20 protein-coding genes are annotated in these 20280 nt (G+C 61.6%); 7 read left to right on the top strand and 13 right to left on the bottom strand.

The window, feature by feature from the left end; translation table 11 throughout:
* Positions 1–10: 10 nt before the first annotated feature.
* The 10 genes from atpG to ABDB84_RS02080 all read right to left on the bottom strand — a co-directional run bounded on the left by atpG (position 11) and on the right by ABDB84_RS02080 (position 10760).
* A complete protein-coding gene (gene atpG, locus ABDB84_RS02125) occupies positions 11–880 on the bottom strand; it encodes a F0F1 ATP synthase subunit gamma (protein ID WP_345918024.1) in 870 nt (289 codons plus the stop codon).
* An 18-nt stretch (positions 881–898) separates the two neighbouring features.
* The gene (atpA, locus tag ABDB84_RS02120) at positions 899–2437 is read right to left on the bottom strand and encodes a F0F1 ATP synthase subunit alpha (RefSeq protein ID WP_345918023.1); all 1539 of its coding nucleotides are present in this window, start codon (positions 2435–2437) and stop codon (positions 899–901) included.
* Positions 2438–2448: 11 nt separating this feature from the next.
* Positions 2449–2985, bottom strand: coding sequence for a F0F1 ATP synthase subunit delta (locus ABDB84_RS02115; RefSeq protein ID WP_345918022.1), 537 nt, complete (start codon positions 2983–2985; stop codon positions 2449–2451).
* Positions 2986–3459 (bottom strand): F0F1 ATP synthase subunit B, encoded by a 474-nt coding sequence (locus tag ABDB84_RS02110; protein WP_345918021.1) that lies wholly within the window; start codon positions 3457–3459, stop codon positions 2986–2988.
* 42 nt (positions 3460–3501) lie between these two features.
* Complete coding sequence (atpE, locus tag ABDB84_RS02105) at positions 3502–3750, bottom strand: F0F1 ATP synthase subunit C (protein WP_345918020.1); 249 nt, start codon at positions 3748–3750, stop codon at positions 3502–3504.
* Positions 3751–3841: 91 nt separating this feature from the next.
* Entirely contained in the window at positions 3842–4717 is an 876-nt protein-coding gene (gene atpB, locus ABDB84_RS02100; RefSeq protein WP_345918019.1) for a F0F1 ATP synthase subunit A, read from the bottom strand.
* Position 4718: 1 nt separating this feature from the next.
* Positions 4719–5072 carry an ATP synthase subunit I gene (locus ABDB84_RS02095; protein ID WP_345918018.1) on the bottom strand — a complete coding sequence of 118 codons (354 nt, stop codon included), beginning with the start codon at positions 5070–5072 and terminating at the stop codon, positions 4719–4721.
* A 180-nt stretch (positions 5073–5252) separates the two neighbouring features.
* Positions 5253–6395: a glycosyltransferase family 9 protein gene (locus ABDB84_RS02090; RefSeq protein WP_345918017.1), complete on the bottom strand. Its 1143-nt coding sequence runs from the start codon at positions 6393–6395 to the stop codon at positions 5253–5255.
* A 10-nt stretch (positions 6396–6405) separates the two neighbouring features.
* Positions 6406–9504: an efflux RND transporter permease subunit gene (locus ABDB84_RS02085; RefSeq protein ID WP_345918016.1), complete on the bottom strand. Its 3099-nt coding sequence runs from the start codon at positions 9502–9504 to the stop codon at positions 6406–6408.
* The gene (locus ABDB84_RS02080; protein WP_345918015.1) at positions 9501–10760 is read right to left on the bottom strand and encodes an efflux RND transporter periplasmic adaptor subunit; all 1260 of its coding nucleotides are present in this window, start codon (positions 10758–10760) and stop codon (positions 9501–9503) included. The genes ABDB84_RS02085 and ABDB84_RS02080 overlap by 4 nt, the downstream gene beginning before the upstream one ends.
* Positions 10761–11041: 281 nt before the next feature.
* On the opposite strand from ABDB84_RS02080, the gene recA reads away from it, so the two are divergent.
* The 7 genes from recA (at position 11042) to hprK (ending at position 16704) form a co-directional block, all read left to right on the top strand.
* Complete coding sequence (recA, locus tag ABDB84_RS02075; protein WP_345918014.1) at positions 11042–12055, top strand: recombinase RecA; 1014 nt, start codon at positions 11042–11044, stop codon at positions 12053–12055.
* Between the two features lie 12 nt (positions 12056–12067).
* A complete protein-coding gene (gene recX / locus ABDB84_RS02070) occupies positions 12068–12535 on the top strand; it encodes a recombination regulator RecX (RefSeq protein ID WP_345918013.1) in 468 nt (155 codons plus the stop codon).
* Positions 12516–13238, top strand: a complete 723-nt coding sequence (gene lptB, locus ABDB84_RS02065; protein ID WP_345918012.1) for an LPS export ABC transporter ATP-binding protein — start codon at positions 12516–12518, stop codon at positions 13236–13238. Before recX ends, lptB begins: the two co-directional genes overlap by 20 nt.
* Positions 13239–13255: 17 nt before the next feature.
* A complete protein-coding gene (locus tag ABDB84_RS02060) occupies positions 13256–14758 on the top strand; it encodes an RNA polymerase factor sigma-54 (protein ID WP_345918011.1) in 1503 nt (500 codons plus the stop codon).
* 11 nt (positions 14759–14769) lie between these two features.
* Positions 14770–15099, top strand: coding sequence for a ribosome hibernation-promoting factor, HPF/YfiA family (gene hpf, locus ABDB84_RS02055; protein WP_345918010.1), 330 nt, complete (start codon positions 14770–14772; stop codon positions 15097–15099).
* A 206-nt stretch (positions 15100–15305) separates the two neighbouring features.
* Positions 15306–15791, top strand: coding sequence for a PTS sugar transporter subunit IIA (locus ABDB84_RS02050; RefSeq protein WP_345918009.1), 486 nt, complete (start codon positions 15306–15308; stop codon positions 15789–15791).
* Positions 15760–16704, top strand: a complete 945-nt coding sequence (gene hprK, locus ABDB84_RS02045) for an HPr(Ser) kinase/phosphatase (RefSeq protein WP_345918008.1) — start codon at positions 15760–15762, stop codon at positions 16702–16704. Before ABDB84_RS02050 ends, hprK begins: the two co-directional genes overlap by 32 nt.
* A gap of 52 nt (positions 16705–16756) precedes the next feature.
* Here the strand turns inward: hprK and ABDB84_RS02040 are convergent, their stop codons facing one another.
* From ABDB84_RS02040 to ABDB84_RS02030, 3 genes are all read right to left on the bottom strand, one after another.
* Positions 16757–17752 carry an FHA domain-containing protein gene (locus ABDB84_RS02040; protein ID WP_345918007.1) on the bottom strand — a complete coding sequence of 332 codons (996 nt, stop codon included), beginning with the start codon at positions 17750–17752 and terminating at the stop codon, positions 16757–16759.
* Positions 17753–18679, bottom strand: coding sequence for a tRNA 2-thiocytidine(32) synthetase TtcA (gene ttcA, locus ABDB84_RS02035; protein ID WP_345918006.1), 927 nt, complete (start codon positions 18677–18679; stop codon positions 17753–17755).
* 226 nt (positions 18680–18905) lie between these two features.
* The gene (locus tag ABDB84_RS02030; protein ID WP_345918005.1) at positions 18906–20246 is read right to left on the bottom strand and encodes a sensor domain-containing phosphodiesterase; all 1341 of its coding nucleotides are present in this window, start codon (positions 20244–20246) and stop codon (positions 18906–18908) included.
* Positions 20247–20280 lie beyond the last annotated feature (34 nt).

Raw genomic sequence — 20280 nt, 5'->3', positions numbered from 1 at the left:
ATTTTATAAACTAGACTGCTGCTGCGCCGCTGACGATTTCCGAAATTTCTTTCGTGATCGCGGCTTGACGGGTCTTGTTGTAGACCAGCTGCAATTCCTTGATAACCGTACCGGCGTTGTCCGAAGCGGCCTTCATGGCCACCATGCGGGCAGACTGTTCCGAAGCCATGTTTTCGGCGACGGCCTGGTAGACCAGCGCTTCGACGTAACGCACCAGCAATTCGTCGATGACGATCTGCGGATCCGGCTCGTAGATGTAGTCCCAGCTTTCCGAAGACGCACCCATGCGCTCACCGGTGAGCGGCAGCAGTTGTTCCAGCTTTGCTTCCTGCCTCATCGTGTTGATGAAGTCGGTGTAGACCAGATAAACCCTGTCCAGCTCGCCTGCAAGATAGGCATCGATCAGCACCTTGACCGGGCCGATCAGCTTTTCCATGTGCGGCGTATCGCCCAGACCGACGGCGTTGGACACCACCTTGGCGCCCATGCGCTGCATGAAACCGAGGCCCTTGTTGCCGATGGCGGCAACCTGCACATCGGTGACACCAGCGGCTTGCCAGTCACGCATGTTGTTGACAGCCAGACGCAGCGCGTTGGTGTTGAGACCACCACACAGACCCTTGTCAGTCGTGACGAGGATCAGGCCGACGCGCGTGACGGAAGCACGCTCGGTCAGGAACGGATGCTTGTAGTCGATGATCGAGGCTTGCGAGAGATTGGCGGCAAGGCGACGGATCTTTTCAGCATACGGGCGAGCCGCCCGCATGCGATCCTGTGCCTTGCGCATCTTCGAAGCAGCAACCATCTCCATGGCCTTGGTGATCTTCTTCGTGTTTTGCACGCTCTTGATCTTGGTACGGATTTCCTTTCCGCTTGCCATGTCGATGTCTCCCGCGCCTTAGACCCAGCTCTTCTTGAAAGACTCGACAGCGGCGGTCAGTTCCTTCTCTGCCTCCGCATCCAGATCCTTGGAAGTCTCGATCTTGTCGACCAGCGCGGCGTTGCTGGACTTCACGAACTGGTGCAGGGCCGATTCAAAGGCCAGCACGCGCTTGATCTCGACGCCGTCGAAATAACCCTTGTTCACCGAGAAGAGGGTGATGGCCATTTCCGCGACGGACAGCGGTGCGTACTGCGCCTGCTTCATCAGCTCGGTCACCAGACGGCCACGTTCGAGCTGCTTGCGCGTTGCTTCGTCGAGGTCCGAGGCGAATTGGGCAAAAGCCGCCAGTTCGCGGTACTGGGCCAGTGCCAGACGGACACCGCCGCCGAGCTTCTTGATGACCTTGGTCTGTGCAGCACCACCGACGCGCGACACCGAGATACCGGCGTTGATAGCGGGGCGGATACCGGCGTTGAAGAGGTCGGTTTCCAGGAAGATCTGGCCGTCGGTAATCGAGATCACGTTGGTCGGCACGAAGGCAGACACGTCACCAGCTTGCGTTTCGATCACCGGCAGAGCGGTCAGCGAACCGGTCTTGCCCTTGACTTCACCATTGGTGAACTTCTCGACGTACTCTTCATTGACGCGTGCGGCGCGTTCGAGCAGGCGGCTGTGCAGGTAGAACACGTCGCCCGGGTAAGCTTCACGGCCCGGCGGACGGCGTAGCAGCAGGGAGATCTGACGGTAAGCCCAAGCTTGCTTGGTCAAGTCGTCATAGACCACCAGCGCGTCCTGACCGCGGTCACGGAAGTATTCGCCCATCGTGCAACCGGCGTACGGTGCGATGAACTGCATCGCGGCCGAATCAGAAGCCGAAGCAGCAACGATGATGGTGTAGGACAGTGCGCCGTGCTCTTCCAGCTTGCGTACCACGTTGGCGATGGTCGATGCCTTCTGACCGATAGCCACGTAGATGCAGGTCATGTTCTGACCCTTCTGGTTGATGATCGCGTCGACTGCAACTGCAGTCTTACCGGTTTGGCGGTCACCGATGATCAGCTCGCGCTGGCCACGGCCGACCGGCACCATCGAGTCGATCGACTTCAGACCGGTTTGCACCGGCTGCGACACGGAGCGACGTGCGATCACGCCCGGCGCAACCTTTTCGATCTTGTCAGTCATCGCGGCATTGATCGGACCCTTGCCGTCGATCGGCTGGCCCAGTGCATTGACGACGCGGCCGAGCAGTTCGGGGCCGACCGGCACTTCGAGAATGCGGCCGGTGGTCTTGACCGTATCGCCTTCCGAGATGTGCTCGTATTCACCCAGCACCACGGCGCCGACGGAATCACGTTCGAGGTTCAGCGCGAGGCCGAAAGTGTTGCCGGGAAATTCCAGCATTTCGCCCTGCATGACTTCGGTCAGGCCGTGGATACGGACGATACCGTCAGTCACCGACACCACCGTACCCTCATTGCGGGACGTTGCAGCCAGTTGCAGGTTCTGAATGCGGCTCTTGATGAGATCGCTGATTTCAGAGGGATTGAGTTGCATTTTGAATGCTCCTAATTCTGTAGGGCTGCGGCCATAGCGGCGAGCTTGCCGCGCACCGAAGCGTCGATCACGGCGTCCCCGACGGCGATGCGTACACCACCGATGAGTTCAGGATCGACCGCCACCGATACGTTCAGGCGGGTACCGAAACGGGATTGCAGGTCGCCGACCAGCTGGGCCTGTGCGGCTGCATCGAGCGGAAATGCCGAGGTCACGACAGCGTCACGCACACCTTCGTGCACGTTCTTGAGCTGGTGGAACATCGTGCTGATTTCCGGCAGCAGCGCAGCGCGTTCGTTTTGCACGAGCAGCGCGACGAAGGCTTGCTGTTCGGCGCCCAGTGCGCCACCGGCCGATTCGGCCAGCAGCTGTACCAGACGTTCCGGCGACAGGCTCGGGTTGGCGAGGCAATCGCGTACATCCGCATCGGCCGCCACCTGCGCCAGACGCGACAGCACGCCGGACCATGTGTCCAGCGTACCGGCGTCGCGCGCCAGGGCGAACACCGCCTCGGCGTACGGACGCGCAAGGGTGACGTTCTCGGCCATTTAGATGAGTTCCTGTTTCAGGTTTGCGAGCAGCTCGGCATGGACCTGGGCGTTGATTTCCTTGCGCAGGATGCGTTCTGCGCCCGCGACCGCCAATTGGGCGACCTGGTCACGCAGTGCTTCCTTGATCCGTTGTGCTTCAGCACTGGCTTCGGCCTGAGCGGCCTCGCGTGCTGCGGCAACGATACGGTTCGCTTCGGCACGCGCTTCTTCGAGCAGCAGGGCAGCTTGCTTTTCAGCACCGCTGCGCACTTCTGCGCCGGATTCACGCGCCTTGCGCAATTCTTCAACGACCTTCTTCTCGGCGAGTGCGAGATCGGTCTTGGCCTTGTCTGCAGCAGCGAGCCCGTCAGCTATCTTGCTGGCGCGTTCGTCGAGTGCCTTGATGATGGGGGGCCACACGAATTTCATCGTGAAACCGACCAGCACCGCGAACACGACGAGCTGAGCCCATAGCGTTGCGTTCAGATTCACGGCTTAACTCCCGTCTTAAGTTGGATGGAGAGTCGGGCCGGATCAGCTCAGGACGAACGGGCTGGCGAAGGCGAACAGCATGGCGATACCGACACCGATCAGGAATGCAGCGTCGATCAGACCGGCCAGCAGGAACATCTTGGTTTGCAGGGTGTTCATCAGTTCAGGTTGGCGTGCAGCTGCTTCCAGATACTTGCCACCCATCAGGCCAATGCCGATACAGGCACCGATTGCGCCGAGACCGATGATCAGACCGCAAGCCAGTGCGACGAGGCCGAGAACGTGTTCCATGACTACTCCTATTGGTTGAAATGAATGAGCTTTGAAAAGCGGGGTTGAAAATAAAACGTGAAACTAGAAACCGGTTTGTGCCAGAAGACCCTTAGTGGCTTTCATGCGCCTGACCGACATAGACGAGGGTCAGCATCATGAAGATGAAGGCTTGCAGCAGCACGATCAGGATGTGGAAGATCGCCCACACCGAACCGGCCAGCACCTGACCGATCCACAGCGAGATGCTGGTGGCGTTCCAGCCGGTCCAGGCGGCACCCATCAGGGCGATCAGCATGAACAGCAGTTCGCCGGCGAACATGTTGCCGAACAGCCGCATGCCGTGCGAGACGGTCTTGGCGAGGAATTCGATGATCTGCATCGCGAAATTGACCGGGTAGAGCACCGGATGGCTGCCAAACGGCGCGGTGAAGAGCTCATGCACCCAGCCGCTGACGCCCTTGATCTTGACGTTGTAGAACAGGCAGACCAGCAGCACGCCAATCGACAGGCCGAGGGTGCCGTTGAGGTCAGCGGTCGGCACGACGCGCATATAGGCGTGGTGTGGGTCGTGGCCCATCGAACCGTAGATGCTGGCCCAGATATTGGGGATCACGTCGAGCGGCAGGAAGTCCATGGCGTTCATCAGGAACACCCAGACGAAGACGGTCAGTGCCAGCGGAGAAACGAGCTTGCGCGATTCGGGGCTGTGAATAAGACCCTTGGCCTGGTCGGCGACCATTTCAACCAGCAGTTCGACTGCAGCCTGGAAGCGGCCGGGCACGCCCGAAGTCGCCTTGCGCGCAGCCAGCCACAGCAGCAGCATGCCGACGACGCCAAGGGTGATCGAGTAGAACAGGGTGTCAATATTGACGGTATTCCAGTCCACGATAACGGACTGTTTTTCGCCCAGCGTGTTGAAGTGGGTCAGATGGTGGACGATGTATTCACTCGCACTTGGGGCGTGCGCTGCAGCTTCAGTTGCCATGTCAATGTTTCACCAATAATGCAAAAAAATTCGCTTGCAGCGTGATGATCAAACCCATCACGACTGCGCCCCAGTGCGCTTCGGGAAACAAAAGCCGCACAAGGACAAGGATTCCAGCAACGGAAGCGATCTTTATGGCCTCGCCAATAAAGAAGGCATTCACATGCGAGGCGCCGGGGCGCCGTGCTACCTGAATCAGGCGCCAGGCAAAAAAGGCCGTCGGCAGCGTGATCGAAAGTCCTCCGAGCAGGGCACTCAAAGCGCCGCGACTACCGAACAGCACCGCTCCCAGCGCCGCACCGAGCAGCATGGCTGCAATCTGGAGCGCTACAGGCTTGAGGAAGGGCGTGAACATCGCAGGCTGGTGCCTTTGCAAATTTGCCTTCATTTTTTTATCAGCAAGGCAAAGTTTGCGTGCTGTCAAAGACCGGGCGATCTTAAAGGAGGGCGCAGGGCACGTCAATCGTCCTGCACCGCAACAGGGAAGGCTTGGGCGAATAGATGCCGTGTCGGTGCAAAAGTGGGGCGTGGACGATCAGGCGAGACCGCGTTGCAGCTCGCCGGCGACGCTGAGTGCGACGTCGCGCCAGTTGCCGTACTGTGTTTGCCGGAAGATGCGCATGCTCGGATACCACGGCGTTTGCTCGCCGCTTTGTCCCCAGCGCCAGTCCGCGCCAACCGGCAGCAGCAGCCAGACGGGCTTGCCCAGCGCAGCAGCGAGGTGGGCGACAGCGGTATCGACGCTGATCACCAGGTCAAGCTGTTCGATGACTGCGGCGGTATCGGCAAAATCCTGCAGCAAATCGAACAGGGGAATCAGGCCGGCGGCGATTTGCTGATCGATCAGCGTCAGCGCTGCGTCTCCCAGTTGCAGTGAAAAGGCCACGGCCTGGCCGCGCGCGTGCAGGATTTCCAGCATCAGTGCGGCAGGCAGGGTGCGGCGGGTGTCGATTGCGCTCTGCGCGCTGCCGGCCCAAACGACGCCGATGCGTGGCTTGTCACCAGCCCATGCATCGATGCGCTGTTGCCAGTGCTGGTGCTGCGCGGCGGGTGCGTGCAGATAGGGCAGGCGGGCTGGCGCAGGCGGTGCAGCGATGCCCAGCAGGCAGGGCAGGGACATCAGCGGGCACCACAGATCGTAGGCCTCGCTGGGGATGTCGCCTTCGCTCAGCGCGTCCACTCCGGGCGCGCTGGCGAGCAGGCTGCCCAGGCCCGGCGAGACGGAGGCGATGACGGCGCCAGCGCTCAATGCTTTGAGTTCGGCTGCGAAGCGGATGAACTGGATCTGGTCGCCAAAGCCCTGTTCCCGCACCAGTAGCAGGCGCCGCCCGGCCAGTGCTTCACCTTGCCAACGGCGCTGCGCCGTCAGCCCCGGAAAGCGCGGGCCGTCGACCTGATCGCGTGCTTCGTAAAGCGGCAGGCCTTCGGCATAACGCTGCTGGGCGAGCAGGCTGATGCCCAGATTGGCCTGGTTGCGCGGCAGCGTGGGATCGAGGGCGAGTGCGGCGCGAAAGCTGGCTTCGGCTGCCACGGCATCGCCCAGCCAGAGCCGGGTGAGGCCTTGGTACTGCAGCGCGAGTGTTGACTGGGGCTCGCGCTGCAGCCATTCATTCAGCAGGTCCAGCGCGGCGTCGAGCTGGACTTGCTGCAACAAGGCCTGGACTTGCGTCTGGCTCATGTGCTGCGGCTCAGTGACGCACGCGATGGTGACCGGGCGCCTGCCCGATTCCCAGCTTGTGCTGTAGCCAGTCGAAGGAAAGATACAGGGCAGGGGTGATGTATAGCGTGATCAGCTGCGAGAACAACAGACCACCGACCACGGCAACGCCCAGCGGTTGGCGCAGTTCGGCGCCCGCGCCCAGACCCAGTGCAATCGGCAGCGCACCCATCACAGCGGCAAGCGTGGTCATGATGATCGGACGGAAGCGCAGCGTGCAGGCTTCGACAATGGCCTCACGCGGTGAGCGTCCGTGTTTGCGCTCAGCTTCGAGTGCAAAGTCGATCATCATGATGGCGTTTTTCTTGACGATGCCGATGAGTAGCAGGATGCCGATCAGCGCGATGAAGGAGAGCTCCAGACCGACGAGCTTCAGCGCCAGCAGGGCACCAACGGCGGCCGAGGGGATGCCGGCCAGAATGGTGATCGGATGAATCCAGCTTTCATACAGCACACCGAGCACCACGTAGATGACCGCAATCGCGACCAGGATCAGCCACAGTTGGGTGCCTTGCGAGGACTGGTAGACCGCAGCGTCGCCAGCGAAGTCGCCGAACACGCCCTGCGGCATGTTGAGCGAGGCCTTGAGCGCGCGCACTTCGTCGATGGCTTGTGACAGCGTGACATTCGGCGCAAGGTTGAATGACAGGGTCACCGCAGGCAATTGCCCCTGGTGGTTGACGGCAGTATTGACGGCGCGGCGCTCAACCGTGGCGACCGCAGAAAGCGGTACGAGGGTGCCGTTCTTGGCGCGTACCTTGATGCGTTCCAGGCCCGTTTCATTGGCGCGCACTTCGTCGCTCAGCTGCAGGATGACGTAGAAGGTGTCTTCGGGCAGGTAGATGCTGGCGGCCTGACGTTCACCGAAAGCGCTGTAGAACGCCTCGCGGATGGTCTGCATGTCCACGCCCATGTTCTGCGCGCGGTCGCGGTCAACCACGACGCGTGCTTGCAGGCCACGCCGATCAGCATCGCTATTGATGTCCTTGAGCAAGGGCGATTCGCGCATTTTGCGCTGCAGCCGATCGGCCCAGTCGCTGAGCTTGTCGAAGTCCACCGATTGCAGGGTGTATTGGAAGCGCGCATTCGAACTGCGGCCGCCGATGCGCAAATTCTGGATTGCAGTGAAGGTGACTTGCACGCCAGGGATACCGCTGGTGGCTTTGCGCAAGCTCTCCAGTACGTCCTTCATCGGCGGGCGCTGGTTCTGTGGCTTGAGGGTGAGGAACATCGAGCTGCGATTATTGGATGCGCCGAAACCGCCGCCGGAGTTGGAGACCGACTGCGCCACGTAGTCGCTCTTGAGCACGCGCGCCTGCACCTTTTCGTGCACCTCGCGCATGGCTTGCCAGGAGATGTCGGCGCTGGCCTGGATGTTCACCCGCACCTGGCCAATGTCTTCTTCCGGAAAGAAGCCCTTGGGCAGCGTGATGTAGAGCACCGCTGTGCCGGCGAAGGTGGCGGCAGCGATCAGCAGCATCAGCCAGCGCAGCTTGAGCGAAGCCATCAGCGTGCGGCGATAGGCTGACAGCACGGCGTTGAAGCCGCGCTCGAAGAGCCGGCTCCACAGCGGGTCGGGTTTGCTCTCGTCATGATGCGAGACAAAGCGTGCCGCCAGCATCGGGATCAGGGTCAGTGCTACGGCTGCCGAGACGAGAATGGAAATCGAGACGACGGCCGCAAACTCGTGGAACAACAGGCCGATGGTGCCCGGCATGAAGAAGATCGGGATGAACACCGCAACCAGCGAGATCGAGATCGAGATTACCGTGAAGCCCACTTCCCGTGCGCCGCGCACTGCCGCCTGATAAGGCTTGATGCCTTGCTCGACGTAGCGGACGATGTTCTCCAGCACGACGATGGCATCATCGACGACCAGGCCCACGGCAATCGTCAAGCCCATCAGGGAGATATTGTTGAGCGAGTAGCCGGCCCACAGCATTACGCCGAAAGTGGCCAGCAGTGAGGCTGGCACCGAGACCGAGGGAATCAGGGTTGCCGACAGCCGGCGCAGGAACAGCAGGATCACCAGCACCACCAGGCCGATGGTCAGGCCCATGGTCAGCGCCACGTCATGGATCGAGTCGCTGATGGCGACGGCACGGTCATTGAGTGGTTTGATCTCGACCGAGGCCGGTAGTTGCTCGCGCAGACCGGGCAGTGCCGCCTTGACGGCATTGACCACGGCGACGGTGTTGGCGTCCGGTTGGCGCTGTACCGACAAGGTGATGGCGCGTTCGCCATCGACCCAGCTGGCATTGCGCAGGTTCTCGACGCTGTCCTCGACCTGGGCGATATCGGAGAGGCGGATGGAGATGCCGTTCTTGCTGGCGATTACCGCACGCGAGAATTCGGCCGCCGACTTGAGCGAATCATTGGCGTTGATGATCAGGGTCTGGCGCGGGCCTTCCAGGGTGCCGACCGGCGTATTGGCATTGGTCGCCTTGAGTGCGCTGGCCACTTCGGCGAGCGTCAGATCATGCGCGGCGAGCTTTTCCGGATCGGCTTTGACGCGCACCGAAAAGCGTTTCTGGCCGTTGATGCTGACCTGGGCGACGCCATCGAGTGTCGACAGGGTCGGCGAGATGATGTTGTCGGCGAAGGCATTGAGCTGGTCCAGCGACATCGAGGGCGAGCTGATCGAGATGAACAGGATCGGATCGTCAGCCGGATTGACCTTGCGATAGGTCGGCTGCGTCGTCATTTCGGTTGGCAGCTGGCGTGATGCGCGGAACAGCGCCGCCTGCACGTCCACCGCGGCCGCATCGATATTGCGAGAGGGCTCGAATTCCAGGGTCAGATTGGTGCTGCCCAGCGTATTGCTGGAGGTCATCGTGCGCAGCCCCGAGATGGTCGAGAACTGTCGCTCCAGAATCATCGCCACCGAGGAGGCCATGGTCTCCGGGCTGGCGCCGGAGAGCTGCGCGTTGACGTTGATGGTCGGCTGGTTGAACGAGGGCAGGGCGGCAATCGGCAGGCGGAATACCGCCGCGAAACCGCCGAGGATGATCGCCAGCCACAACAGGGTTGTCGCGACGGGCCGGTCAATCGCGTGTTCGGCCAGTTTCATTGTGTGCTACCCGCAGCTTTGGCGCCATTCTTCTCGCCCGCCTGAGGTGCCGACTCGGACGCGGGGGCCGACTGTTCAGCCTTGCCGCCCTTGCCATTGCGGCCGCCCGCCGGTACTTCGACGACCGTGCTGCCCGGGCGCAGATTCGATGCGCCTTCAAGCACCACCTTCTGGTTCGGCTCGATGCCGGTGACGATGGCGTTGCGGCCGGCGATGCGCACCAGCTCGATGGGCTGCTGGGCGACCGTCATGTCGGGTTTGACGATGTAGACAAAGCGGTTGTTCGGGCCGTTCACAATGGCTTGCGGCGGCAACACCAGGGCGTCGTTGATCTGGCCCGCATTGACGCGGACGGTGACGTATTGCCCTGGCCACAGCTTGCGCTGGGCATTGTCTATTTCGGCTTTCACACCGATGGTGCCGGAGACCTTGTCGACCGTGCTCTCGATGAAGACGACCTTGCCCTTGACCGCTTCGTCGCGCTGGCCGGGCACGTCGACCTGGACGCTGACCGGCCCATTGCGCTGGGCGGCACGCAAGCGGACCAGGTCGCGCTCGGCAAGATTGAAGCTGACGCCGATCGGGTCCATGCGCGTGATCTTGACCAGGGAGATGGTCGTGTTGGCCAGCACCAGCGACCCCGGGCGCACGTCGATGCGACCGGCACGACCGTTGAAGGGCGCGCGGATGGATGAGTAGGACAGTACCGCACGCGCCTGATCCAGCGCTGCCTTGTTCTGGTCGAGTGTCGATTGCAAGGTTTCGAGCTTGCTGCGCGAGGTGTCCACCGTCGCGCTGGAGACGAACTTCTGATTGAACAGATCGGTGTTGCGCGTCAGTTCGCGTTGCGCGATGACGATCTGCGACTGCGTGCCAGCCAGGGTGGCCTCGGCCTTTTTGACATTGGCCTGATCTTCGCGATCATCGAGCGAGAACAGCAATTGACCGCGCTTGACCTCGTCGCCTTCGGTGAAGTGGATCTTGCTGATCATGCCGGTTTTCTGCGGACGGATATCGACTTCGTCAAGCGATAACACATTGCCCTGCGCAGACAGCACGATGGGCACGGTATCGATGCGCGAGAGCACTGTGGTGACTGGCTGCGGCCGGGCGGCGCTGGCATTGGCGCTGCTTCCGGCTGCGCTCGCCGTGCTGTGTTCCTTGTTACCCGTCTCTTTGGAAGCTTCTTTGGGGTGGCAGGCGGCCAGCAGGCTGCCGAGGATCAGCGCTGTGCTGATTTTTGTTATGTGCAGCATCGTTTCCAGCGCAACGTTGCCGTAGCGCCGCCATGTTGATCGGTCCGTTTTCAACAGCTCGCCAATCTATCAGTGATTTCTTTCAAGACGACACGAAAATATGTTGCCGGATGCAAGTTATCACAATGAAGACAGGCTTCGCGGCACGAGCGGGGCAGGGCGGGATGGCTTTGCCATGTGGCCTTGGCATGTAAGTTGAGAGGTGCAAGATTGCTGCGGCCAGCACGCAAGCTCTGTGCCATAATTTGGTCGACTCAACGCGACACGAACCAGGAGCTTGCATGGACGACAACAAGGCAAAGGCATTGAACGCTGCATTGGCGCAGATCGAGAAACAATTCGGCAAGGGCTCCATCATGCGCCTGGGCGATGGTGAGGTCGTCTCTGACATCCAGGCCGTATCGACCGGCTCGCTGGGTCTGGACATCGCCTTGGGCATTGGTGGCTTGCCGCGCGGACGCGTGGTGGAAATCTACGGTCCGGAATCTTCCGGTAAAACGACCCTGACCCTGCAGGTCACGGCCGAGCTGCAAAAGCTGGGCGGCACAGCGGCCTTCATCGATGCCGAACACGCGCTGGACATCACCTATGCGCAAAAGCTGGGGGTCAATGTTGGCGAACTGTTGATTTCGCAACCGGACACCGGCGAGCAGGCACTGGAAATCGCCGACATGCTGGTGCGTTCCGGCGGCGTCGATCTGGTGGTCATCGACTCGGTCGCCGCGCTGACGCCGCGCGCCGAAATCGAGGGCGAGATGGGCGACCAGCTGCCCGGTTTGCAAGCGCGCCTGATGTCGCAAGCGCTGCGCAAGCTGACCGCCAACATCAAGCGCACCAACACTCTGGTCATCTTCATCAACCAGATCCGCATGAAGATCGGCGTGATGTTTGGCAGCCCGGAAACCACCACCGGCGGTAATGCGCTGAAGTTCTACGCCTCGGTGCGTCTGGATATCCGCCGTACCGGCACGATCAAGAAGGGCGACGAAGTCGTCGGTTCGGAAACCAAGGTCAAGGTGGTCAAGAACAAGGTTTCGCCGCCGTTCAAGGAAGCGCATTTCGACATCCTCTACGGCGAAGGCATCTCGCGCGAAGGCGAAATCGTCGACATGGGCGTCGAGCACAAATTCGTCGACAAGTCCGGCGCCTGGTACGCCTACAACGGCGAGAAGATCGGCCAGGGCAAGGACAACGCCCGCGAATTCCTGCGCGAACACCCCGAGGTGGCCCGCGAGATCGAGAACAAGATCCGCGAAGCCGTTGGTGTGGCCGCCATGCAGGTCAAGGGCGAGTAAAAGTTTTGCGCAGTGAAGAAGCCCGCCGCCCAATCGCTCAAATCGACAGCCTTGCGTCTGCTGGCCACGCGCGAGCATTCGCGCCTGGAACTCAGACGCAAGCTGGAGGCCCGAGCCAGTGAGGGCGACGATGTCGACGCCGTGCTTGAACGCATGTCCGAGACCGGGCTTCAGTCGGATCAGCGCTTTGCCGAAAGCTATGTACGGAGCAAGGCGGCGCGTCTGGGCGCTGCACGCATCCGCCGCGAGCTTGAGGAGCGTGGCGTTGCCGGCGAGCAGGTGCGCGCCGCGCTCGATGAAGTGCTCGAGCACGATGAGCTCAGCCGTGCGCGTGGCGTCTGGCAGAAAAAGTTCGGGCAGGTGCCCGGCGATGCAAAGGAGTGGGCCAGACAAGCCCGCTTCCTGCAATCGCGTGGTTTTTCCGCGGACATTGTCCGCACGTTGTTGAGAGATCCTGTTGATGAGTCTGCTGAGGGTTGAGAGCGTACGCAAACGGTACAAATCGCGTACCGTGGTGAAGGACGTGTCCTTCCAGGTCGGCAGCGGCGAGGTGGTAGGCTTGCTGGGTCCCAATGGTGCGGGCAAGACGACTTGCTTCTACACCATCGTCGGCCTGGTCAAGGCCGACGGCGGCCATATCTATCTGGACGCCACCGAAATCACCCATCTGCCCATGCACCGCCGTGCACAGATGGGTTTGTCTTATTTGCCGCAGGAAAACTCGGTTTTCCGCAAGCTCACCGTGGCCGAGAACATCCTCGCCGTGCTGGAGCTGCAAAAGCTCTCGCGCAAGGAGCAGGAGGCGCGCCTCGATTCCCTGCTGCACGAGCTGAACATCGGCCATCTGAAGAACGCCGACTCCATCGCATTGTCCGGCGGCGAGCGGCGGCGGGTGGAGATCGCCCGTGCGCTGGCCTCGCAACCCAAACTGATTCTCCTCGACGAACCCTTTGCCGGCGTGGACCCGATTGCCGTGATCGACATCCAGAAGATCATCGGTTTTCTCAAGGCGCGTGGCATCGGTGTGCTGATTACCGACCACAATGTGCGTGAGACATTGGGGATCTGTGACCACGCCTGGATCATCAATGCCGGCGAGGTGCTGGCCGGTGGCCGGCCGCAGGAAATTGTGCAAAATAACCAGGTGCGCCAGATTTATCTCGGCGAACATTTCCGACTGTAGTTGTTGATACGCACCCGATGAAGCCCTCACTCCAGCTCCGCCTTTCCCAGCAACTCGCGCTGACGCCGCAGCTTCAGCAATCGATCAAGCTGTTGCAGCTCTCCACGCTGGAACTCAATGTCGAGATCGAGCGCATGCTGCTCGAAAACCCCTTGCTTGAACGCGAAGGTGCGGATGAGGAAGGCGGGGACGCGCCGGCGGTGCTCGAAATGCCGACCGCCGAAGCCGTTGCGGCGGCCTTCGAGACCAGCGAGCATCTGGCCAATGGCGATCAGGATTTCGAGCCGGCGACCACGGTCGAAATGCCCGACACCATCACCGAAGCCTATGATTCGGTCTCGGATGACGACATCGGCGAAGCCGCCGAGTGGCGTTCGGAAGCGAGTGGTACGCGCAACAACGATGGTGACGACGACTCCGACTTCCAGGAATTCCAGGCTGCGACCACCTCGCTGCGCGACCATCTGGAAGGCCAGCTTGCGCTGATGCCCCTGCCGGATCGCGACCGCGCCCTGGTCCGCCTGATCATCGAGGCGCTCGAAGAAGACGGCATGCTTCTGCAAGGGCTGGAAGAGCTGCTGCCGCTGATTCCCGAAGAGTGGGAAGTCGAGCTCGAAGAACTGGTCACCGCCTTGCGCCACGTCCAGCACTTCGACCCGGTCGGCATCGGCGCGCGCAGCTTGCAGGAGTGCCTGGCGCTGCAGCTCAAGGCGCGCGAAAAGACGCCGACCCGCGAGTTGGCCATCGACATCGTTGAACAATGTCTTGAACTGCTGGGTGCGCGCGATTTCGTCAAGATCCGCCGCCGCCTGTCCTGTGACGACGACCAGCTGCGTGCCGCGCACGAACTCATCTGTAGCCTCAACCCGCATCCGGGCGCGGCCTTCGCGCCGCTGGACGCGCGCTATATCGTGCCGGATGTGATCGTGCGCAAATTCCGTGGCGCCTGGACCGCTAATCTGAACCCCGAAGCGATGCCGAGGCTCAGGATTCATCGGGTCTATGCCGATATTCTTCAACAGAACCGCGGCATCAACGGATCGCTGTCGACGCAGCTGCAAGAAGCGAAATGGATGATCAAAAACGTTCAGCAACGATTTGACACGATATTGCGCGTGTCACAAGCTATCGTGGAGAGACAAAGGCAATTCTTCGATCACGGCGAGGTCGCCATGCGCCCCTTGACCTTGCGCGAGATTGCCGAAGAGCTGGAACTGCATGAATCGACGGTGTCACGCGTGACGACGCAGAAGTACCTGGCGTCAACGCGCGGGATTTTTGAATTGAAGTATTTTTTCGGCAGTCATGTGTCTACCGACACGGGTGGTGCCTGCTCCGCCACGGCGATTCGCGCGCTGATTCGTCAGATGGTGGCAGGTGAGGACAGCAAAAAACCGCTGTCTGACGCCAAGATTGCTGAAATGTTGGGCCAGCAGGGCATTGTGGTGGCTCGCAGAACGATTGCGAAATACCGTGAGTCGCTCAATATCCCGCCGGTCAGTCAGCGCAAGTCGATCTGAAGGAGCACTTCATGAATCTCAATATCACCGGCCATCATCTCGAATTGACCGAGTCCATTCGCGATTACGTCACAGCCAAGCTGGACAAGGTGATTCGCCACTTTGAGCATGTCACGGCCACCCACGTGATCCTCTCTGTGGACAAGCTCAGGCAGAAAGCGGAAGTGACGGTGCATGTACGTGGCCGCACGATCTTCGTTGAAAGCGTTGACGAAGACCTCTACGCCGCCATCGACAGTGTGACCGACAAGCTTGACCGGCAAGTCGTCAAGCACAAGGAAAAGACCTCCGATCATGGCCGTGAGGCCGTCAAGTACCATCAGCCCGCTGTAGAGAGCTGATTCCCGCGCCCCTCCGCCGCGCGCGGAGGGGCTGCAAACTTTTCCGCGCAGCGGGAAAGATATTCTCGACCAGCCGAAAATCCCAGGCATATAATCTGCGCGTCAAAGCGGCGTCATGCGGGCTTAACAATCGCTCCCAAGGCATGGCGTATCGGGTTTGATCACACTTCGTATTTTTGCGCAGCGCACGTGGCCGACCTCGCCCCATGAATCTGATTTCCAAGATCCTGATCCCGGACAGTGTTGTGCTCGACAGTCCGGTGTCTGACAAAGCCGCTGTGTTCACAGCCGCTGCCCGGATGTTTGAAACGCGCGCCGGCATCGCCGCCAAGCGCGTTGGTGATGCGCTCTTGCAGCGCGAAAAGCTCTGTTCCACTGGCCTCGGCCAGGGTGTTGCGATTCCTCATGGCCGCATCAAGGGACTCAAGGAGCCTCTGGGCGCCTTCGTGCGCATGGCCCAGCCGATTCCCTTTGACGCGCCCGACGGCAAGCCGGTCGGCCTGATCTTCGTCATGCTGGTGCCCGAGCAGGCCAACGAAAGTCATTTGCAGCTGCTCTCCGAACTGGCCACCATGTTCAGCGACCGCGATTTCCGCGAAGCGCTGGCAAGCGCGCCCGATGCAGCCGCACTCCACCAACTCTTTGTGCAATGGGATCCGCATGCGGCGAACCAGCGTCGCCCAGCTGTTTGAGGCCAATCGGGAAGCTCTGCGCCTGCGCCACGTCGCCGGGCGCCTGGATTCCTACATCACCGTCCACGACGATCGCGTGTGGGCGGCCGATCTGGTCGGGCACCTTAATCTGATCCATCCCACACGCCTGCAGGTGATCGGTGAAACCGAGTTCGCCTGGGCACGCAAGCAGGCGCGGGACAGGCTTGAACATCATCTGCTGGCGATCCTCGCCGCGCCGCCGCCGGCCATCATCGTCGCCGACGATTGCGAGGTGCCGGATATCATCCGCCGCAACTGCGAGGACATCGGCGTGCCGGTGCTGGCCTCGCCGCTGGAGTCTGCGCGCGTCATCGAAGTACTGCGCTCTTTCTTGGCGCGGCGCCTGGCCGAGCGCGTGTCCCTGCACGGCGTGTTCATGGATGTGCTGGGGCTGGGCGTGCTGATCACCGGTGACTCGGGCGCTGGCAAGTCGGAGCTGGCGCTGGAGCTGATCTCGCGTGGCCACGGCCTGGTGGCCGATGACGTCGTCGAGATTTCGCGCATTGCCTCGGGTGTGCTCGAAGGGCGTTGCCCGGAAATGCTCAAGGACTTCCTTGAAGTGCGCGGCCTGGGCATTCTCAACATCCGCACGATCTTTGGCGAGACGGCTTGCCGGCGCAAGATGCGTCTGCGCCTCATGGTGCACCTGCAGCGCCGTATGGGGCAGGACGAGCCTTTGCGCCTCTCGCTGGAGGACGAAGAGCAGGATGTGCTGGGCGTGGGCGTCAAGCGCATCGTGCTGCCGGTGGCCGCCGGCCGCAATCTGGCGGTCCTGCTGGAGGCCGCGGTGCGCAACACCATCCTGCAGCTGCGTGGCATCGATTCGACGCAGGAGTTTGTCGATCGCCAGCAGCGGGCGCTCGAACAGCAGGACCCATTCGAGCGCGGCTAGACATGAAAAAGCCCGTTCAGGTGACGGGCTTTTTCATGTCGTGCGGGCGATTTCAGGCGGCAGATTGCTGGCGTTCGCCAATGTCGAACACCATCGGCTCACAGCCTGCTTCCAGAGGCGAGTAGCCGCAGCCGATGCGGCCGTGCGGCGGCAGTTCGCACTCGCCATGGCGCAACAGGATCTCGACGCCATGATCGTCCAGCAGATAGGTGCCATTGGTGCTGTGGTCGACCAAGAGGAAGCGGCCGTCGCGCCATTCGATGCGGGCATGCTGGCGTGAGGCGCGGCGATCCGAAATGACCAGATCATTGCTCTCTTCACGGCCCGCCATCAGGCTGGTCTTGAATTCGGAGACCAGCAGGCTGGCACCGTGATAGCGCAGCAGCAGGCGCGTTTGCGCCAAACCTTCAGCGGCACTTGCGCTGCGTGGCGGCAGCGGCGTGGCGGATGGCATGATGGTCGGCTGCGGCGGCGGCACCGTCAGCGGGCCCTGGGAGTGGCCGGCGATCAGATTGCCTGATTGCAGTTCCAGCAAGGGTACGTCCTGAGTGCCGGTGTGTACCGACATCTGTGGGGCGCTGACGAGGTTGGCACGCATGCCTTCAGAGAGTTTGCCGACTGCTTCGTTCGACACCAGGATCTTGCCCGGCGTGGCGAAGGACAGCAGATTGAAGGACTGCGCGATGCTTTCGGGATCAATGCTGCCGTCGGCCAGGCAGCGTCCGGTATGGAGCACGACGCGCACCGACAGGCTGATGCCGGACACTGGTGGCAGCTGGTTGATGCGCTTGATCATGTCGTTGGCGGCCAGGGCGGCGCCATCGCCACGTGCGAAGGAGGCGGCCAGGCGGCCGGTGGTATCGCCGACACGGCTGCCTTGGTAGGCATGGACCGAGCGCTCAGCGCGTGCCAGAGCGCGTTCGACTGCGCGTGCGCCCTCGGCAGCGCCCAGTTTTTCGGACAAGCTGCCGGCGCCGGTGACTTCGGCGACCAGCAAGCTGGCTTCGGCAATCGCTTCGCGCATCATGTTGTCAGGCTCCACGCTCATTTACTGCGCCTTCCAGTCCATCCAGCGCACAGCAGTTTCGGCGCCGACAGGTGATGTCGTCGGCTCGGCTTCATCAAACAACAGATCACCACCGGACTCGGTGAGGCCGCGTTGCAGGCCCTTGAAGTCGTAGAGCATGCCATCGGCAAGATGGCTTGGCACTACGTTCTGAAGGGCAGTGCTGATCGATTCGATGCGTCCGGGGTGGACTTTGTCCCATTCCTGCAGCATGGCCTTGATCTGTTTGCGCTGGGCGTTTTCCTGCGAACCACAGAGGTTGCAGGGAATGATCGGGTAATCCATGGCGCGTGCGAATTTGGCGATATCGGCCTCGGCGCAATACGCCATCGGGCGGATGACGATGTGCTCGCCATTGTCGCTGCTGAGCTTGGGAGGCATCGCCTTGAGTTTGCCGCCGAAGAACATGTTGAGGAACAGGGTCTCGATCATGTCTTCGCGGTGGTGGCCCAGCGCGATCTTGTTGGCACCGAGCTCGCGCGCGACACGGTAGATGATGCCGCGACGCAGGCGCGAACACAGCGAACAGGTGGTTTTGCCCGCCGGAATCTTGTCCGTCACGATGGAATAGGTGTCTTCGGTGGCGATGTGATAGTCGACGCCGATGGATTCGAAATAGCGCGGCAGCACCTCGGCAGGAAAGCCGGGCTGCTTCTGATCGAGATTCATGGCGATCAGGCGGAAATTCACCGGTGCGCGCTCACGCAGGGCCATCAGCACGGTCAGCATGGCGTAGGAGTCTTTGCCGCCGGAGCAACACACCAGGACGGTATCGCCCTCTTCGATCATGTTGTAATCGGCAATGGCTTGCCCCACTGCGCGCGTCAGGCGCTTTTGCAGGCGGACGGCGGTATTGGACAAGGCGTCAGCAGGCGTGGGCGTGGCAGGAGTGGCGAGCACGGTTTCCATGGTGTGCGGGAAGTTTGAATTCGGACGAACGGCGCTTTTATTATAGGTTGTTGCAATGCACCAGGCGAATTTGTCGGTGCTGCGTGTTCGCCTGGTCAGGATTTTGTCACGGCTCGCTGCATTTCTTCGCTTTTCTCGGCTGTAGCGCGGTTTTTTCGGACGGGAGGCAAAATGCTGCTCGGCGCGTCGGCAGATCAAAGCCCGGCGCGATTACCCCATATGCTTATCAACGGCGGCGCTGGGCAGCTTCTTGAGCGCTGCTCTGCTGATGAGGCAACTCATTGCGGTCACCCATCAAAAGCTCCCAGTCGACGTCTCCGCAGATGACGTGGTCGGCCCCGTGGATGCGTACGTGGGCCGAGACCGTCAGACAGGTTTTGCCGCTGCTCATCGAGACATAGGGGCGGGTGACCTGCGGTTTGCCGGGGTGTTGCATGGCGCGCCGGAAGTAGGAGCGACAGGACCAGCGTGCGCCGGGCATGGCGCCGAGTTCGCGCAGCACCTGCTTGCCGCGCTGGCTGCCGGAACTGACGTTGACGCCCACCTGACGGCCGTCGGCATCGAGCAGGTAGAAGCATTCGGCGGCGGGCAGGCTGTCAAAGAAGGCCGGCGCCACATCCTCAACCCGGTTACCGCTCGACAGCAGGGCGCTGGCGTAGCCGATGGCATTGAGGTACGGGGCGATGCGTTCGTGGTGCACCTGGCGCTGTTCGGCGTTGAATTGCTGGTAGCGCTCCCACAGGCTCTCCAGTGCCGGGCGGATCGGCTCGGAATCGGACAGCGGGTCAATGCTGGGGCGGGCAAAGAACCAGCCCTGACCGAAGTCGATGTCGGCATCCATGGCGATCAGCGCCTGCTCCAGGGTTTCGACCCCTTCGAGCAGGACCAGGGCGCCGGTCTCGTGCAGCATGCTCACCAGGCGTGGCAACATGCGCCGCGCAGATTGATCGTGCACGATGCGCAGCGCAAAGGAGCGGTCGAGCTTGACCACGTCGGGCTGGATGCGCCAGACACGGTCGAAATTGGAATGGCCGGCGCCGAAATCATCGAGCGCCAGGCCGACGCCCAGCGCGCGCAAGGCGGCCGCGCCTTCTTCGAGACGGACCAGATCGGTGACCGCTTCCTCGACCACCTCGATCATCGCGCGATGTGGCTCGGCGCCCAGGGCCGTAGTCAGCGTGGTGACGATGTGGCGGCTGTTGTCCGGGTCGAGGCGACCGAACATCGCCGGATGCAGGTTGAAGAAGATGTAGCCAGAACTGTTGCGTGCATTCCAGGCGTGCATCAGGCGACAATCGCGGTCGGCAGCGAGCAGCTCATTGGCCGCTTCGGCCATCTTGAAGAAGTCCAGCGGGCTGATCGTCGTGCCGGTCTTGTCGTGCACGCGAACCAGGCCTTCATGGCCGATGACGCGACTGTGGCAGAAGCTGACGATGGGCTGGAACACGCTGGAGAGCTCCAGATCGCGCCAGCGCAGACCCATGCGGCCATTGTTCAGGGTGGCCTCCGGCAGGGCGTCGAGTAGTTCCTGCGGGAGAAATGGCGGGGTCTGTGGATGGTTCATCATGCTGGGTCGGGCTTCGTGTTAACCCCTAGATCGG

Origin of the sequence: Uliginosibacterium sediminicola (assembly GCF_039631295.1) — a bacterium.
GTDB lineage: Bacteria > Pseudomonadota > Gammaproteobacteria > Burkholderiales > Rhodocyclaceae > Viridibacterium > Viridibacterium sediminicola.
The sequence above is the reverse complement of the archived record's forward strand: the minus strand, read 5'-3'. Positions and strand labels throughout refer to the sequence as shown.